The 15,881-nt window shown below is 54.3% G+C and carries 16 protein-coding genes and 6 pseudogenes; 5 read left to right on the forward strand and 17 right to left on the reverse strand.

Annotation, left to right across the window (positions count from 1 at the left end; all coding sequences use genetic code 11):
- The 7 genes and pseudogenes from GKS04_00005 to GKS04_00035 form a co-directional block, all read right to left on the reverse strand.
- On the reverse strand, nucleotides 1-230 hold a 230-nt coding region (locus GKS04_00005; GenBank protein ID QMU56722.1), incomplete at its 3' end, for a hypothetical protein.
- Between the two features lie 78 nt (nucleotides 231-308).
- A pseudogene (locus tag GKS04_00010) lies at nucleotides 309-488 on the reverse strand (hypothetical protein).
- A 69-nt stretch (nucleotides 489-557) separates the two neighbouring features.
- Nucleotides 558-734, reverse strand: a pseudogene (locus tag GKS04_00015) (hemagglutinin).
- Between the two features lie 78 nt (nucleotides 735-812).
- A pseudogene (locus tag GKS04_00020) lies at nucleotides 813-1,490 on the reverse strand (hypothetical protein).
- 78 nt (nucleotides 1,491-1,568) lie between these two features.
- Nucleotides 1,569-2,003, reverse strand: a pseudogene (locus tag GKS04_00025) (hypothetical protein).
- 24 nt (nucleotides 2,004-2,027) lie between these two features.
- Nucleotides 2,028-2,087 (reverse strand): annotated as a pseudogene (locus GKS04_00030) (hypothetical protein).
- 24 nt (nucleotides 2,088-2,111) lie between these two features.
- Nucleotides 2,112-2,297, reverse strand: a pseudogene (locus GKS04_00035) (hemagglutinin).
- A gap of 332 nt (nucleotides 2,298-2,629) precedes the next feature.
- Between GKS04_00035 and GKS04_00040 the strand changes: the two are divergent.
- The 3 genes from GKS04_00040 (at nucleotide 2,630) to GKS04_00050 (ending at nucleotide 7,036) form a co-directional block, all read left to right on the forward strand.
- A complete protein-coding gene (locus GKS04_00040) occupies nucleotides 2,630-4,333 on the forward strand; it encodes an AMP-binding protein (protein QMU55593.1) in 1,704 nt (567 codons plus the stop codon).
- 115 nt (nucleotides 4,334-4,448) lie between these two features.
- Nucleotides 4,449-5,594: a hypothetical protein gene (locus tag GKS04_00045; protein QMU55594.1), complete on the forward strand. Its 1,146-nt coding sequence runs from the start codon at nucleotides 4,449-4,451 to the stop codon at nucleotides 5,592-5,594.
- Nucleotides 5,591-7,036 (forward strand): hypothetical protein, encoded by a 1,446-nt coding sequence (locus tag GKS04_00050; protein QMU55595.1) that lies wholly within the window; start codon nucleotides 5,591-5,593, stop codon nucleotides 7,034-7,036. The genes GKS04_00045 and GKS04_00050 overlap by 4 nt, the downstream gene beginning before the upstream one ends.
- Nucleotides 7,037-7,058: 22 nt before the next feature.
- On the opposite strand, the gene GKS04_00055 is transcribed toward GKS04_00050, so the two are convergent.
- Entirely contained in the window at nucleotides 7,059-7,823 is a 765-nt protein-coding gene (locus tag GKS04_00055; protein ID QMU55596.1) for a hypothetical protein, read from the reverse strand.
- Between GKS04_00055 and GKS04_00060 the strand changes: the two genes are divergently transcribed.
- Nucleotides 7,822-8,229, forward strand: coding sequence for a DUF971 domain-containing protein (locus tag GKS04_00060; GenBank protein ID QMU55597.1), 408 nt, complete (start codon nucleotides 7,822-7,824; stop codon nucleotides 8,227-8,229). The two genes, GKS04_00055 and GKS04_00060, sit on opposite strands and share 2 nt — an antisense overlap.
- 20 nt (nucleotides 8,230-8,249) lie before the next feature.
- Here GKS04_00060 and xseA read toward each other — a convergent pair whose 3' ends face one another.
- The 4 genes from xseA to GKS04_00080 all read right to left on the reverse strand — a co-directional run bounded on the left by xseA (nucleotide 8,250) and on the right by GKS04_00080 (nucleotide 11,329).
- The gene (xseA, locus tag GKS04_00065; GenBank protein ID QMU55598.1) at nucleotides 8,250-9,410 is read right to left on the reverse strand and encodes an exodeoxyribonuclease VII large subunit; all 1,161 of its coding nucleotides are present in this window, start codon (nucleotides 9,408-9,410) and stop codon (nucleotides 8,250-8,252) included.
- The gene (locus tag GKS04_00070; GenBank protein QMU55599.1) at nucleotides 9,407-9,832 is read right to left on the reverse strand and encodes a hypothetical protein; all 426 of its coding nucleotides are present in this window, start codon (nucleotides 9,830-9,832) and stop codon (nucleotides 9,407-9,409) included. Before GKS04_00070 ends, xseA begins: the two co-directional genes overlap by 4 nt.
- Nucleotides 9,780-10,232 carry a peptidylprolyl isomerase gene (locus tag GKS04_00075; protein ID QMU56657.1) on the reverse strand — a complete coding sequence of 151 codons (453 nt, stop codon included), beginning with the start codon at nucleotides 10,230-10,232 and terminating at the stop codon, nucleotides 9,780-9,782. The genes GKS04_00070 and GKS04_00075 overlap by 53 nt, the downstream gene beginning before the upstream one ends.
- A 167-nt stretch (nucleotides 10,233-10,399) precedes the next feature.
- The gene (locus GKS04_00080) at nucleotides 10,400-11,329 is read right to left on the reverse strand and encodes a hypothetical protein (GenBank protein ID QMU55600.1); all 930 of its coding nucleotides are present in this window, start codon (nucleotides 11,327-11,329) and stop codon (nucleotides 10,400-10,402) included.
- A 91-nt stretch (nucleotides 11,330-11,420) separates the two neighbouring features.
- Here GKS04_00080 and GKS04_00085 point away from each other — a divergent pair, with 91 nt between their 5' ends.
- Nucleotides 11,421-12,785: an HD domain-containing protein gene (locus tag GKS04_00085; GenBank protein ID QMU55601.1), complete on the forward strand. Its 1,365-nt coding sequence runs from the start codon at nucleotides 11,421-11,423 to the stop codon at nucleotides 12,783-12,785.
- An 85-nt stretch (nucleotides 12,786-12,870) separates the two neighbouring features.
- Here GKS04_00085 and GKS04_00090 read toward each other — a convergent pair whose 3' ends face one another.
- Genes GKS04_00090 through hemL form a run of 5 tightly spaced genes read right to left on the reverse strand, consistent with a single transcriptional unit; the run spans nucleotide 12,871 to nucleotide 15,794 of the window.
- Nucleotides 12,871-13,194, reverse strand: coding sequence for a F0F1 ATP synthase subunit C (locus GKS04_00090; protein QMU55602.1), 324 nt, complete (start codon nucleotides 13,192-13,194; stop codon nucleotides 12,871-12,873).
- 39 nt (nucleotides 13,195-13,233) lie between these two features.
- Nucleotides 13,234-13,920 (reverse strand): F0F1 ATP synthase subunit A, encoded by a 687-nt coding sequence (gene atpB, locus GKS04_00095; GenBank protein ID QMU55603.1) that lies wholly within the window; start codon nucleotides 13,918-13,920, stop codon nucleotides 13,234-13,236.
- Nucleotides 13,907-14,281 (reverse strand): hypothetical protein, encoded by a 375-nt coding sequence (locus GKS04_00100; GenBank protein ID QMU55604.1) that lies wholly within the window; start codon nucleotides 14,279-14,281, stop codon nucleotides 13,907-13,909. Before GKS04_00100 ends, atpB begins: the two co-directional genes overlap by 14 nt.
- Nucleotides 14,278-14,472, reverse strand: a complete 195-nt coding sequence (locus GKS04_00105) for a hypothetical protein (GenBank protein QMU55605.1) — start codon at nucleotides 14,470-14,472, stop codon at nucleotides 14,278-14,280. Before GKS04_00105 ends, GKS04_00100 begins: the two co-directional genes overlap by 4 nt.
- Nucleotides 14,469-15,794 carry a glutamate-1-semialdehyde 2,1-aminomutase gene (gene hemL, locus GKS04_00110; GenBank protein ID QMU55606.1) on the reverse strand — a complete coding sequence of 442 codons (1,326 nt, stop codon included), beginning with the start codon at nucleotides 15,792-15,794 and terminating at the stop codon, nucleotides 14,469-14,471. The genes GKS04_00105 and hemL overlap by 4 nt, the downstream gene beginning before the upstream one ends.
- Between the last annotated feature and the right edge of the window lie 87 nt (nucleotides 15,795-15,881).

Consider the following 15,881-nt stretch of genomic DNA (forward strand, 5'->3'; position numbering starts at 1 on the left):
CCGGTCGCTTGCGCACCCTGACCGAGAACCGTTGACCTTTCACCTGTCGCACGCGCATCCTGACCAACAGCCGTTGACTCTGTTTTGGTCGCAGACGCATTATGACCAAGCGCCGTTGCGTTAATCGCGGACGCAAGAGAAAAAGCGCCAATCGCTACTGTGTTATCACCCTCGGCTTCGGCGTAATAACCCAGAGCCGTTGAGTAGTTTCCTGTCGCGGACGTGTTCACACCCGAAGAGTGCGAGCCGTTGCCCGTTGATTTCGCGTCAATACCCGCCACGAATGAACCGACGCCCTCGGCGCGTATGTTTCTACCAATCGCCACACTTCTCACGGCAACCGCTTCGGCGTTTCTACCTATCGCTATTGAGGCTTCCGCTGTCGCTTGCGCGTTAACACCAATCGCTATGGAGTCCCTTCCCGTAGCATTTGCTCTCTGACCAACCGCCAAACTGTCCAAGCCGGTTGCTCTGGAGTCCTGACCCAGAGCCGTTGCATTAGCCCCGGTCGCTTGCGCACCCTGACCGAGAACCGTTGACCTTTCACCTGTCGCACGCGCATCCTGACCAACAGCCGTTGACTCTGTTTTGGTCGCAGACGCATTATGACCAAGCGCCGTTGCGTTAATCGCGGACGCAAGAGAAAAAGCGCCAATCGCTACTGTGTTATCACCCTCGGCTTCGGCGTAATAACCCAGAGCCGTTGAGTAGTTTCCTGTCGCGGACGTGTTCACACCCGAAGAGTGCGAGCCGTTGCCCGTTGATTTCGCGTCAATACCCGCCACGAATGAACCGACGCCCTCGGCGCGTATGTTTCTACCAATCGCCACACTTCTCACGGCAACCGCTTCGGCGTTTCTACCTATCGCTATTGAGGCTTCCGCTGTCGCTTGCGCGTTAACACCAATCGCTATGGAGTCCCTTCCCGTAGCATTTGCTCTCTGACCAACCGCCAAACTGTCCAAGCCGGTTGCTCTGGAGTCCTGACCCAGAGCCGTTGCATTAGCCCCGGTCGCTTGCGCACCCTGACCGAGAACCGTTGACCTTTCACCTGTCGCACGCGCATCCTGACCAACAGCCGTTGACTCTAGTCCGGTCGCATTCGCACCCTGACCGAGAACCGTTGACCTTTCACCTGTCGCACGCGCATCCTGACCAACCACCGTTGACTCTGTTCCGGTCGCATTCGCACCCTGACCGAGAACCGTTGACCTTTCACCTGTCGCACGCGCATCCTGACCAACCACCGTTGACTCTGTTCCGGTCGCTTGCGCACCCTGACCGAGAACCGTTGACCTTTCACCTGTCGCACGCGCATCCTGACCAACAGCCGTTGACTCTGTTTTGGTCGCAGACGCATTATGACCAAGCGCCGTTGCGTTAATCGCGGACGCAAGAGAAAAAGCGCCAATCGCTACTGTGTTATCACCCTCGGCTTCGGCGTAATAACCCAGAGCCGTTGAGTAGTTTCCTGTCGCGGACGTGTTCACACCCGAAGAGTGCGAGCCGTTGCCCGTTGATTTCGCGTCAATACCCGCCACGAATGAACCGACGCCCTCGGCGCGTATGTTTCTACCAATCGCCACACTTCTCACGGCAACCGCTTCGGCGTTTCTACCTATCGCTATTGAGGCTTCCGCTGTCGCTTGCGCGTTAACACCAATCGCTATGGAGTCCCTTCCCGTAGCATTTGCTCTCTGACCAACCGCCAAACTGTCCAAGCCGGTTGCTCTGGAGTCCTGACCCAGAGCCGTTGCATTAGCCCCGGTCGCTTGCGCACCCTGACCGAGAACCGTTGACCTTTCACCTGTCGCACGCGCATCCTGACCAACAGCCGTTGACTCTAGTCCGGTCGCTTGCGCACCCTGACCGAGAACCGTTGACCTTTCACCTGTCGCACGCGCATCCTGACCAACAGCCGTTGACTCTAGTCCGGTCGCATTCGCACCCTGACCGAGAACCGTTGACCTTTCACCTGTCGCACGCGCATCCTGACCAACCACCGTTGACTCTGTTCCGGTCGCATTCGCACCCTGACCGAGAACCGTTGACCTTTCACCTGTCGCACGCGCATCCTGACCAACCACCGTTGACTCTGTTCCGGTCGCATTCGCACCCTGACCGAGAACCGTTGACCTTTCACCTGTCGCACGCGCATCCTGACCAACAGCCGTTGACTCTGTTTTGGTCGCAGACGCATTATGACCAAGCGCCGTTGCGTTAGCTCCGGTTGCCGAAGCACCGTCCCCATCTTGGTGCGACCCCTGTTGCGCGCTTGCAACGCCCGCAAAAGCCATTAGTGAAAAAAATGATACAAATGCAAGGATTCTAATCACAACTAACTGTGTTAACTCCCTCAAAAACCCGCTATGCAACAATATGAGCGCAAAGCAAGTTTAGAATCTAAAAACCTTTCTTCTGACCAAGGTTCATAATACAAAACCGGACGAAACTTGTCAAACTAAAAACTTTCAGTCGTTGAAAACAAAATTTGTTTCCATCACCCCCCCCCATTTTTTTCGGAAACGGAAACAAAACAGGCGTGTTCCGGAGCCGGGGGTTGACATACGCCCGCCTTTTTTTCAAACTTCATTCTCCGCCGCAAGCGGAACGGAGGAAACAACAGACAATGCCGCCCGTAAAAAAACGCACGAAGATACGCAATTTGAACCACACAGTCACCATGAAACGCAAGCGCAAGTTTGATGTTGAATGGTATCTCAAAGAGGACAGAAGAAACTGGGTTCTGCCCGAAGTGCTGAAAAAGCAGGCGAAAAAACTCGGAGACAAACCGTTTTTGCAGTTCGGCTCGCGAGCACCTTTGAGTTTCCGCGACACAAACAGGGCGGCGAACAAGGTTGCGAACGCGCTTATAAAAGCGGGCGTGAAAAAGGGCGAAAAGGTTGCCGTGCTGATGCCCAATTCGGACGACTATGTGATTGTCTGGTTCGGAATCCTCAAAGCCGGAGCCGTGATGGTTCCCATAAACACGGCGTATAAGGGCGATTTTCTGGAATACATAATTAACTCTTCGGACTCAAAACTGTTTTTCATCGCCGAGGAATATCTTGACAGAATGCCGCCCATTGCCCGGCGGATAACTTCAAAACGGGAGAACGGGCTTGAAAGGGTTGTTGTGTGGACGCGTTCGGGCTCGGCGAAGTTTGACCGGCACGGGTTCAAGTTCTCAAAGATGAAGTCATACGCGGATTTTCTGCGCGGCGCGGGCGCGGGCGAGCCGAAGGTTGAAGTTCTGTTCACGGACTACGCGCGGCTGATGTTCACCTCCGGAACGACCGGACGCTCAAAAGGGGTTATGCGCCCCTGCGCGGCGGATTACAGCAGCGCGAGAAACTGCGCCGAAATTATGGATGTGGAACCGAAAGACGTTTACTTCACCTGCCTGCCGCTTTTTCACTCAAACGCGATGGTTATGAGCGTTTATCCGGCTCTTATCAAAGGCGCGAAAGCCGTTGTTGAGGAAAAATACAGCGCGAGCCGCTTCTGGCGATGGATGAACGAATACAAGGTTACGAGGTTCAACACGGTGGGAACGGTTTCATATTTTATGTGGAACACGCCGCCCGTGCCGGAGGAGAAAACGCACAAAGTCGGGCTTGTGCTCGGCTCGCCCGCGCCTCACGACATAATTGAGAAGTTTATGAAGCGGTTCAGCATAAAATTTATGGAGGGCTACGGACTGACCGAAACCGGACAATGCACCTGGATGCGTCCGGGCGAACCGTTCAGGGTCGGGTCTTGCGGAAAAGAGGCGCCCGGCTATGAAATCAAAATCGCCGACCCGGAATCGGACGAGGAGCTCGCGCGCGGCGAAGTGGGGCAGATTGTGGTGCGCCCGCGCGTGCCGAACATAATGCTTCATTACTACAACAAAATGCCCGAAAAAACGGTTGAAGACTTCCGCAATCTGTGGTTTCACACCGGAGACGCGGGATGGATGGACAAAGACGGCTACATATATTTCATGGACAGGGTGAAGGACTACATCCGCAGAAGAGGCGAAAACATCAGTTCGTTTGAGGTGGAGAACGTTGTGTCGTCTCATCCGGCGGTGAAGGAGTGCGCGGCGGTGGGAATAAAATCGGCGGCGGGCAAACACGCCGAGGACGAGGTTATGATTGTGATTGTTCCCGAAAAAGGCGCAAGACCCGACCCCGCGAAAATAGTGAAGTTTCTTGAACCGAAGATGCCCGCGTTTATGATTCCGGGTTTTATCCGGTTTGTGAAATCACTGCCGAAAACCGGCACGGAAAGGGTTCAGAAGAACAAACTGCGGGAACAGGGAGTTACAAAAGACACTTGGAAAAGATGAAGTCAGGGTTGCCGCAAAATGGAAACTCCGCGCTTGTTACGGGTTTTGAAAAATGCGGATATAGTCTCTTCGTTTCGGAAAGCGCAATTACGGTTTTATTCTCTAAGGTTTTACAATGACAAAAATTCCTCCGTCTGAAAGATATATCGGCGATTTTCACGAAGGCGAGATTTACCATCACGGCGCGGTGCTGATAACGCCGGTGAGAAACCGCCAGTATGTTAAAAAATTCGGCGGCGAAACGCCGGCCGCGAACACGGGCGTTTCCGCCCCGCTTGGCTACGCGGACCCGGACGCGAGCCGCAAGGAAAAGGAATTCGGCATAAAAAACCCCGCGCTTGTGAGCAGAGGTTTTTTGTTTAACACCGGATTCGGACTCAGCGTTCACGATGTTTCGTTCAACGCCATAGCGAACCTTTCATACTCAAATCTTGTGTTCGGCGAGCCGGTTTTTGAGGGCGATACGGTTTCGGCGCGGTCAACGGTTCTGGGAGTTGAATTCAGGAAAGACGGCGCGACAAACGGCTCGGTTCAGGTGGAAACGGTTGTTTCAAATCAGCGCGGCGCGGCGGTTTTGAGTTACACGCGGCAGGTTCTTGTGCGCGCGGAAAAAGGCGCGACATACGACAAATCAAGCACCGTAAAACCTCAGCCCGAAAAAATTGACATCGCAAAAGCGGTTTTGCCGCCCGTGTTCAACGCGGATTCCGCGTCCGGCGACATCGGCAAAACTTTTGAAGAATTGAACGAAGGAGACGAACTCGCGGGCGCGTTTGAGCGGGGAATCGCGCTCGCGGATTTCAGTTGGCTTCAAATCGCCACGCTTAATGACGCGGCGGTTCATCACACGCCGTCATCGGTTTTTATCGGCTACGGCGGCGCGGTGAAGGCGCGGTGCGAAGGCGCGGTGAGCGAACATTTTCCGTTCGCGGTTCAGTTGGGAATGAATTCGGGAGCGCACAACGCGCCGACATATCCGTCTGACATTGTGCGGGAGATTTACTCGGGAGGCGCGGACGGAGAGCATGAAAGCATAAGGGCGCGAGCGGAAGTGGCGGAGAAATCCGACATTGCCGGCAGAGACGATATCGGCGCGGTTACAATCCGCCTGATTGGAGAAAAGACCGTTACGGACGGCGGAATGAAAGCGCTTGAAGCCGCGAAATTCGGCGGAATGGACGCCATTTTTGAAGACGGCGGAAAACAGCGGCTGAGGGTTCTGACGCTTGAGTTGGTTCTTGCGGTGCCAAAACAGAAATGAGCAAGACAAAAAAGTCCGCTCCGGCGGAGTATATTTCAAACCCCGAAGGCGACATCTACGCCGTTTCGGGCTTGCCCGAAGAGGTTATCGCGGTGATCTTCGCCTATGTGAGCCGCAGTCCCAAAAGTTTCAAGGACAACATCGCGACCGTTCTGAAAGAGGAAGGGCGCGGAAAACAGCGTGCGGAAAAATTTCACGAAAAATGGGTTTTGAATTACGGGCACGCCTCGGTTGCCGAACACGCTTCGGTTCATCTTGGCATTGAAAAAGTTTCGCGCCTTTTCTCATCGCTTCTTGAACTGTGCGGAGAACACCTTTCTTTCACCGAATACTCGCAAAGATACCAGAAGCCGCGCCGTGGCGATTTTGTTGTGCCGCCGGAAATCGCGAAGAAAAAAACGCTCGCCCGCGAGTTTTTGAGCGTTTGCGAACAACAGTATGACATCTACGAAAAACTGAACGCGAAAATCCTCTCTTATCTGATAAAAACAAATCCGGAAACAAGTGAAACCGTCCTTGAAAAAATCGCGTTTGAGGACGCGCGTTACGCGCTGAACCTTTCGGCGATGACCAACCTCGGAATGACGGCTAACGCACGCGCGGTTGAGGAATGTTTGATGAAACTGCTGTCGTCCGAATACGCCGAAGCACAAATGAGAGCGGAGGAGATTAAACGCGAGGTGCGTTTCGGCGTGCCAACTCTTGTGAAATACGCGTCTCCGAATCCGCGCCTGAAAAAAACACGCGAAAAACTGGAGCGTTTCTGCTCCGCGATGGCGCCGAAAAAACACAGAAAAACAAAAGACGCGCCGTTTGTCCGCCTTGTTGACTGGACGGGCAAGGGAGCGCGCGACCCGCAGGCGCAAGCGCTTGCCGCTATTTCGGCGGGGCTGGCGTATGGAAGCGGACTGCCGCAAAGTTCGGGAATTAACCGCCTGACTTTGAAACAGTCCGGCGCGCTTTTCAAAGCGGCGATTTCCGAACTCGGCAAGCACGACAACCCGCACGACGCCCTCAAACTTGTAAATTATTCCGCCGAGTTTGTCATCAGCGAGGCGTGCTGGCATCAACTTTTGCGCCACAGAAAAGCGCAATGGTTCGCCGCCGAGCCGTCAGTGGGGTTCGGTCTCACAATTCCGCCGAATGTGAAAAAAGCGCGCGCCGGGGAGCTTTTGATTGAAGCGGCGGCTTTGAGCGAAGACCTTTATGCAAAACTTACGGACGCGGGCAAGCCGCAAGCCGCCGCCTACGCGGTTACAAACGCGCACAACAGAAAAGTTTTAGGGGTTTTCTCTCTGTGGGAATTATACCATTTGATAAATCTGCGAATGTCCGAAGGGGCTCAGTGGGATATAAAGAAAATGACAAAACTCCTTGCCGATGAGGTTGGAAAGGTTCATCCGCTTCTGGTTAAACCGGCGTTAAAACGAATTCGGAAATAAGTGTCGTAAAGCGGGGGCGAGTTCAAACACTGCTTACCCGTTTAACTTCTTCAACCAGCGCAGGCAGAACAACGGCCGGACCTCCGTAGAGAACGGCGTCAACATAATCATCGGCGGAACCCTTTGCCGCGCTTATCACAACAGTTTTCGCTCCGCCGCCGCGAGCCTGAACGGGAAAAGACGCGACCGGCTCATTTTCCAGAGACGCGCCCGCGCAAATAAGAAAGTCGCAATTTTGAATCTTTATCCACGCCTCGCGCACTTCCCAATGCGGAAGCGGCTGCCCCGGAAACGAAAGCGGCGGTTTGAGAATGCCGGTTCGGCAAACGGCGCATGAAGGGATTTTCCGCCCGTAGCGCGACATCTCGGTGAGCGTCTCCATCATTCTGTAATCCTTTCCGCAGTTGAGGCATTGCGCCCAATGGATTGAGGAATAAATCTGAAGCACGTTTTCGCAACCCGCCTTAATCAGCAAAGCATCAACCGCTTGAGTGATAACGCAGTCCAGCTCTCCCAGAATTGACAGTTCGTAAATCGCCTTGTGCGCGGCGGTGGGTTCGGCGGCGGATATTTTCGGATAAATTTCGGCGATTTTCTCCCAATACTTCTCCTTTACGGAGTCATCTTCCCTGAAACTGTTGATGTCGGGATTGAAATGAAGTTCGCCCGCATCCGGAATACCCGCCTCAAAGGTGAGTTCGGGTCCCGTGAGAATTACCGCCCGCTTCGCCTCGGAGAACCAGTGGGCAACAGCTTCAAGAGCGGTTATTTCCACTTCACGGCTCATGAAAGAAAATTGTAAGTTCGCGGTGCGCGCGTGTCAAACCGCGCGCGGTTGTTGTAGAATGAAAAGCGCTATGAAGGCGGTACCCGAAGAAATAAGCGAGTTCAGCGACTCCGCGCTTCAAATAGAGTGGAGCGACGGACACAACAGCGTTTACGCATACGAGGATTTGCGGCTTATCTGCCCGTGCGCGACGTGCCGCCGCCTCAGAAGCACGAGCAGAACGGGAAAACTGCCGTTCAAAACGCGGATTGTGCCGGGTTCGGAAGACACGCAGTTAAAACCCGAAAAGATTGACAAGGTGGGTCTTTACGCGTTGCAGTTCAAATGGAATGACGGACACGATACGGGGATTTACACTTTTGAATTCCTGCGCCAGAACTGCCCGTGCGAACGGTGCGAGAAGTAAAAACCGGACGAGGTTTTTACTCACTTCAAAAGTTTTTTCACTTCGGCGAGAGCCGTTCCTCTGGCAAATCTGATTTTAAGTTCATCGCCTTCGCGGAGCGAAGACGCGTCCGTAACGGGTTTGTCCGATTTTGCGTAGGCGACCGAATACCCGCGCTCCAGAGTCGCGAGCGGACTCAAACCGTCAAGACGCAGGGCGAGCGCGGAAAGTTCATATTGCGTTTCCGCCAGACGCGACCGTGCGGCGCGGACGAGGGAATCTGAAACCGCGTCTATCTCCATCGCCGCGTAGGAAAGCGCGTTTACCAGAGAAGAGCCGAGGCGCCGCCGGGTTTCTTCAAGACCCTCAACCAAATCCGCCTTGACCGCGACCACCATTTCCGCCGCCGCGGAAGGTGTTGCCGCGCGCAAGTCCGCCGCAAGGTCCGAAGCCGTAATGTCAGTCTCATGACCAACCGCCGAGACAACCGGCTTTGAGCAATCCGCTACGGCGCGGGCGACAATCTCGGTGTTGAAAGCGGAAAGATCTTCACCCCCGCCCCCGCCGCGCGCAACTATGATGACGTCAACACCGGTTTTTTCCAGACGGCCGAGCGCGAGCGCGATTTCCGCGGGCGCGGAGCCGCCCTGAACGGACGCGGGCGAAACGGTTATTTCAAGATTCGGAAACCTGCCCCGCGCGACCTTTACGATGTCCGCCAGAGCCGCGCTTGAGGGAGCGGTTACAACCCCGATTTTGCGGCAGAGAAACGGCGTGGGCTGTTTCCTTTCGGGCGCGAAAAGCCCCTCTTTTTCAAGTTTGGCGAGAAGCTGTTTGAGCGCGAGCGCTTCCGCTCCCGCGCCGCGCGGCTCCAATGTGAGAATTGAAAGATTGACCGTGCCGCGCTGTTCGTAAAAATCGGTTTGGCAACGGCACAGAACCTTCATCCCGTTTTCGGGAACAAAGCCGATTTTGAAAGTGTTCTGTTTCCAGCACGCGGCGCGGATTTCGCTTTTTTCATCACGCAGGGAGAAATACCAATGCCCGCTCCGGTGCGCGATGAAGTCAGTTATTTCGCCCTCAACCCAGACAAAACCGCCGCCCGCGTCTCTGACCGCCGAGCCGATGACTGCGTTCAACTCGCTGACGCCATAGATTTTGTCGTCCGTGAAGTCGTCAAACGAGGAAAGTTTTTCGCTCAATACTGATGCCCTTCGGTTTTGGAAAAACGCATATTCGCGCCTTCGGTGTCCGCCTCGTTGATGTTTGCGCCAATGAGGTGCGCGCCTTCAAGGTCGGCGTTTTTCATTTTCGCGCCCGCAAGATTCGCGCCCTCAAAGTTGGCTCCGTAAAGGTTGGCTCCGGTGAAATCGGCTCCCGTGAAATCACAACCTTTGCAGAACGCCAGTTTCATGTTCGCGCCCGCAAAATTCGCGCCCGCAAGGTCCGCCGCCGAAATGTCCGCCCAGGAAAGGTCGGGCACAGTGTCCGGATTTTCACCGCGCCAGCGGTTCCATTTGTCCGCGCCTTTTTTTATCTCTTCAATGTGTTCGGGATTTGCCATCGGTGCGCTACCGCTCGCTTGCGGTAACTTTTTCCATTTTGTCGCCCTCTTCCATGGCATCCACAACGTCCATTCCGTCAATCACTTTTCCGAAAACCGTGTGGCGTCCGTTCAGGTGCGGCTGGGGCGAATGGGTTATGAAAAATTGGCTTCCGTTTGTGTCGGGACCGGAGTTAGCCATTGAAATCATGCCACGGGAATGCACAAGCGGGTTGCCCGCCGTTTCATCCTCAAACCTGTATCCGGGACCGCCGCTGCCGGTTGCGGAGGGGTCGCCGCCTTGAATCACAAAATCCCGTATGACACGGTGAAAAACAACGCCGTCGTAAAATCCCTCACCGGCGAGAAACACGAAGTTGTTGACCGTTTTCGGCGCGTGTTCGGGATACATCTCAAGCGTGATTTTGCCCTTGTTTGTCTCAATCTCCACGACATAGATTTTTGAAGTGTCTATGCTCATTTCGGGCGGGGAGTCCCACTGTTTTGTTTCAGCCATTTTCTTTCCTCCATATGTTTTCGCGACCGAACCTTGCGCAAGAAAAAGCGCGGACGCGAGAAAAATTGCGGCAAAAATTTGTTTTCTCATTGTTTTTATTTTCACTTGCGAAAAAACTATTTTAACTGAATTCAAACGGCGCGGAAAAAGATTTTCGACACTTCCAACCCGTTTCGTGAATAGAACTCAGCGGTTTCGCCATTTGGCGCGGAGTCGGTAAAAATGCGCCGGAGCCGTCCGCCGAAAGCGGATTTTCCCTCCGCGCTCCGCGCCGCGTTTTTGATGCCGTCCGAATCAAGAAACACCTCGGTCGGCATAACTTCAAGAATGTCTGCGAAGAAGTCCGCCTTGCTTTCCGCCACCGCCTGACGCGCGGACACGCAGAGAGGGAGAAACCTTGCCGCACGCGAAAACATATCGGCTCGCGGAAGGTGGCAGAACACTTGAGAATCTCCGCTCAAAGCCACATCCGCAAGCGCGGAATCAAGCGAGCGCATAAAACCGCTCTGGGAAAATGCCTGCGTCCCGCTTTCCGCTCCCCGAACTTCAACGGCGGGCGCGTCCGCGCGGACGGACGAGAACATCTCGTTCAGTTCATCGGTCAATTTTTTGCTTTTGAGAAACCCAAATTTGAGCGCGGCTCTGAAATCAACGACCGGGTCTTCAGGTTTGGAACCCCCTGAACCGGAAAGAAAAATCGCTTTTCCGTCTCCGCCCGGAGCAAACTCCGGCGCGGATTCACGAGTCGCGGCAAACACCGCCTTTGCGCCGGCCGTGTCGCGCGAGCCCGGCGCAAACCCGCTTACCGCGACCCCGCCAATCATGAGAACGGCGGTTTCAGACACAAGTCCTTCATACGCGCCGCCGCCTTCAAAAAACGCGCGGTCTCCGGATTTGAAACCGCCGCCCACGAGAAAGGCGGCGATGCTGCGCACGTCCGTCTCAAAATCTTTCCAGGTTATCTGTTTCCAACTCCAGCCGTCCCGCTTCTGAAAAAGAAGAGACGAACCGTTTTCGGACATTCCGGCTTTTATCATTTCGGGCAATGTGTCAGGAAGCATTGAAACTCCGGCGCGGATGAACAAAACAGTTTTCCGCTTTTGGGCGGTATAATATACGAGCGCGTCCGCTCTTGAAACAAGGAAACCCCGAATGCCTAAAAACCATGCCGAAATAGACACCGCGTATTTCTCCGACCCGCTTTTCAAAAAAGCGCGCGGCGTTGTGCGCTCTCTTAAAGACGCGGGGCATTCCGCGTTTATGGTGGGCGGGTGCGTGAGGAATATGCTGTGCGGGTTGAAGGCGGGTGATTTTGACCTTACCACGAGCGCGACACCGCAAGAGGTGCGGAAAATTTTTCCGCGAACGGTCGCGGTGGGCGAAAGCTTTGGTGTGATTATAGTCTTAAAGGGACCGGACAGTTTTGAGGTGGCGACTTTCCGCAAGGATTTTGATTACAAAGACGGCAGACATCCCGAAACCGTGTCTTACGGAACGACCGAAAAAGAGGACGTGGAGAGAAGGGATTTTACGATAAACGGGCTTCTGCTTGACCCCGAAAGCGGGGAAATTTTTGACTATGTAGGCGGGCGCGAGGATCTGGAGGCGAAGGTTGTGAGAACCATCGGCGAGCCGGAACGGCGGTTTGCCGAAGACCGCCTGAGAATGTTGCGGGCGGCGCGTTTCACGGCGGATATGGGGTTTGAGGTTGAGTCGCGCACTTTCAGGGCGATTGTGAAAAATTCGCGTTTTATAGAGGACGTGAGCGCGGAAAGGACGCGCGACGAGATTGTGAAAATCCTGACGCGCGGAAACAGCGGACGCGGGCTGGGGCTTTTGCGCAAAATGGGGCTTCTCGCCCACGTTCTGCCCGAAGCGAACGCGATGGCGGGCGTTGAACAGCCGCCCGAATTCCACCCCGAAGGAGATGTGTTTGTTCACACACAGCTTGTTCTGGACAAGCTGGAGGAAAACACGCCGGACAGGTCGGCGGAGCTTGCGGTCGCGGCGCTTCTTCACGACGTTGGCAAGCCGCCGACTTTTGAATTGAGTGACAGAATACGTTTCAACGGGCACGACAGGGTCGGCGCGGCAATGTCTAAAAAAATCTGCCGCCGCCTGCGGTTTTCAAACAAGCAGATTGAGAGAATTTCAGAACTTGTGCGCCACCATTTGAAGTTCAAGGACATTCAAAAAATGAGGGAAAGCACGCTCAAACGGTTTCTTGGAATGCCGTATTTTGAGGAGCATCTCGCGCTTCATCTGGCGGACTGCCTCGCAAGCCACGGAATGACGGACGCATATGAGTTCGCCAAAGCGAAATTGAAAGAAATGGGTGAGGAGGAGATAAAACCCAAACCGATTTTAACGGGAAAGGATTTAATCAAAATGGGCTTTGAACCCGGTCCCGAGTTTTCAAAAATCCTCGCCGAAATTGAAGAAGCGCAACTTGAAAACCGCCTCAAAACCAAAAAGCAGGCGAAAGAGTTTGTGAAAGAGAAATGGCAAAACGGTTAAAACCGTAAAGCCGCGCAAACGGCGGGCGTGAACATATTCACTCCCGCCGCGCGGAACAAAACAGTTTATGCGTCTGTCAGGAAAGTTAGATTTTGCCCTGAAGCAGAAACGCGATGAGAAGCGCGTAGATAACGAGCGACTCAATAAGAGCAAGACCGATAATCATCGGAGTCTGGATCTTTGCCGCCGCGCCGGGGTTTCTCGCTATTCCCTCAAGAGCCGCCGCGGTGGCGCGCCCCTGACCAAGCCCGGCAATCCCAGCCGCGATGCCAATTCCGAGACCCGCTCCGAGCCCTATGCCGAGTTTGGCAAGACCACCCGTTTCTCCCGATGCCGCGGCCGCTTCCGGCGCGAAAGAGAAAATGCCGGCAACCAAAACACCGGTAACCATAAAAATAAACCTTTTCATCTTACTTCCTCCTTTGTAGGTTTCATCTCCAAAATAAAATCAGTGGTGCGACTCCGCAAGCCCGATATAGATTGCGGAAAGCACGGTAAATATAAACGCCTGAAGAAAACTGACAAATATGCCGAGCGCAATAAAAAGCGCGGGGATTATGAAATGCGTCAAATTCATAAAAACTCCCATGACCATGTGGTCTCCCGTGATGTTCATAAACAGACGCAGAGAAAGTGAAACGGGACGCACAATGTGGCTCACGAGTTCAATCAGAAACATAAGCGGCGCGAGAAACGCGACCGGACCGAGAAACTGTTTTACGTAGCCCGTGCCGTGAGCGCGAAAGCCGTAGAAGTTATACATTATGAAAATCAAAATCCCGAACGCAAGCGTTGTGTTGAGCGTGCCGGTGGGCGGCAGAAAACCCGGCACAATTCCGAGCAGATTGCAGAAAAGTATGAAGAAAAACGAGCCCGCAAGCAGGGGGAAATAGTGTTTTGCCTTTTCGCGCGAGCCGAGAATGTTTGTGAGCATTCCAAGCAGAAAATCTATGCCGATTAACTCAACAAAGTTTCTGAAAGACAATTTGTCCGAAGGCAAATTTGAGGTGTCGGCGGACACGCTTTTTCTGAAAACCAGACCTGAAACAACAAGGAAAGAAACCACCACTCCGAGCCCTATTATGTGGTCAAAACGCCCCAGCCCCAGCAAATAAAACCAACTAAAATGTTCCACTGTTTTTAATAAGCCCCGCCGTTATGACTCCCGCGACTCCGGCGGTCAGTCCGGTAGTAAAACCTATAATGTCCAAACTTGCAACCGAAATTAGAAAAACCGCAATTCCGGCAAAAACCGCAATTTTCATAACGAATAAAACGCCCGCGCGCACGGCGGAGATTTTGCCCCTTCCACCCCGTCCGGTGAACGCCGAAACTATGAGCCGCAAAATCAGAACATCGGCGGCGAACAACCCGCCCGAACACACGGCGGCAAACGCGAAACCGCCTCCGAAAAGCGCCCACCCCGCGAGCGCGGAAAACGCGGAAAACGCGAAAGCAAACCCTTCAATAGCGCGCCCGGAATTCGCGCCGCTCATCCGAATCTCCCAAGCGTTCTAAAAAGCAAAACCATTCCGCAAACCGTGCCGAGAACAAGCCCGGCGACCGTCATATAAGGCGTCTGGTTCGCCATTCTATCATCAAGCCAGCCGCCCGCTATGAGCCCGGCGGTAACCGAGATTGCCAACTCAATCCCCACAACCGCAAAAACCATCCACCTGTTTTTCATCGCCCGCCTCCGGAGTAAACCCGCCCAAGCGCGTATTCAATCGCTTTAATTGTTTTCTGAATATCCCTTTCGGTGTGCGCCGTTGAAATAAAAGCCGCTTCAAACTGAGAGGGCGGGAAAAGAACGCCTTTTGAGCGCAGCGCGGAGTGAAAAACGCCGAATTTTTCAGTATCGCAACGCAGGGCGGAGGCATAGTCCGAAACGGGTTCGGGCGAGAAGAAAACCGTAAGCATTGAACCGACCCGGTTGACCGTAACGGGCGCGCCGGTTTTTCGCGCCGCGTCCGTCGTGCCTTGCTCAAGCACGGACGCGAGGCGGTCAATCTTTTCATATCCGCGCGCGCCTACGCCCGTGATTGTCGCGATTCCCGCCGCTACGGCGAGCGGATTGCCCGAAAGCGTTCCCGCCTGATAAACGGGACCCAGAGGCGACACCATATCCATAATCTCTTTTCGAGCCCCGTAAGCGCCAACCGGAAGACCGCCCCCGATGATTTTGCCGAGGCACGTTATGTCCGGCGTTACGCCGTAAAGCCCCTGCGCGCCCGCCCCCCTTGCGCCGCGCAAACGGAAACCCGTTATGACTTCGTCAAAAATCAAAAGCGCGCCGCGCTCACGCGAGATTTTTCGCAAAAACCTCAGAAACCCCCGCGCGGGAGGAACAACTCCCATGTTTCCCGCGACCGGCTCAATTACAATCGCGGCTATCTTTTGGCCGTGACGCTTGAAAAGTTTTTCAACCGAATCCGTGTCGTTGTATTTTGCCGTGAGCGTTTGCGCGGCAAACGCCTTGGGCACGCCGGACGAGCCCGGACGGGCGAAGGTTGCCGCTCCCGAACCGGCTTTCACGAGCAGATGGTCGGCATGGCCGTGATAGCAACCGTCAAATTTCACAATCAGGTCGCGCCGTGTAAACGCTCTGGCAAGACGCACGGCGCTCATAAGCGCTTCGGTTCCGGAATTGGTCATTCTGACTTTTTCCACGGATTTGAAAGATTTTGTAACGATTTTCGCGAGCTCAATCTCCGGCTCGCACGAAACACCGTAACTTGTTCCCGCGCGAGCGGCGGACGTTACGGCGCGAACAACCGAAGGGTGAGCATGCCCGATTATGAGAGGGCCCCATGACGCTATGTAGTCCGTGTAGCGATTGCCGTCCGGATCGTAAACGAACGCGCCTTTTGCTTTTGAAACGAAAAGCGGAGAGCCGCCGACCGCGCTGAAAGAGCGCACGGGGCTGTTCACTCCGCCGACAAGAACATTTTTGGCGCGGGTGAAAAGCGCGGAAGATTTGGCGTTTTTAAGTTTGGTTTTTTTCACCATCAGGCACTCCCGCCTCAAAGGTGCGGGTGAGGAATAGCGGGAGTGAGATAGTATAGGGAGCAGGCGCGTTTTTTCAATCGCGGGCGC

It is taken from the genome of Candidatus Mycalebacterium zealandia, assembly GCA_014075295.1.
GTDB classification, from domain to species: domain Bacteria; phylum Desulfobacterota_D; class UBA1144; order Nemesobacterales; family Mycalebacteriaceae; genus Mycalebacterium; species Mycalebacterium zealandia.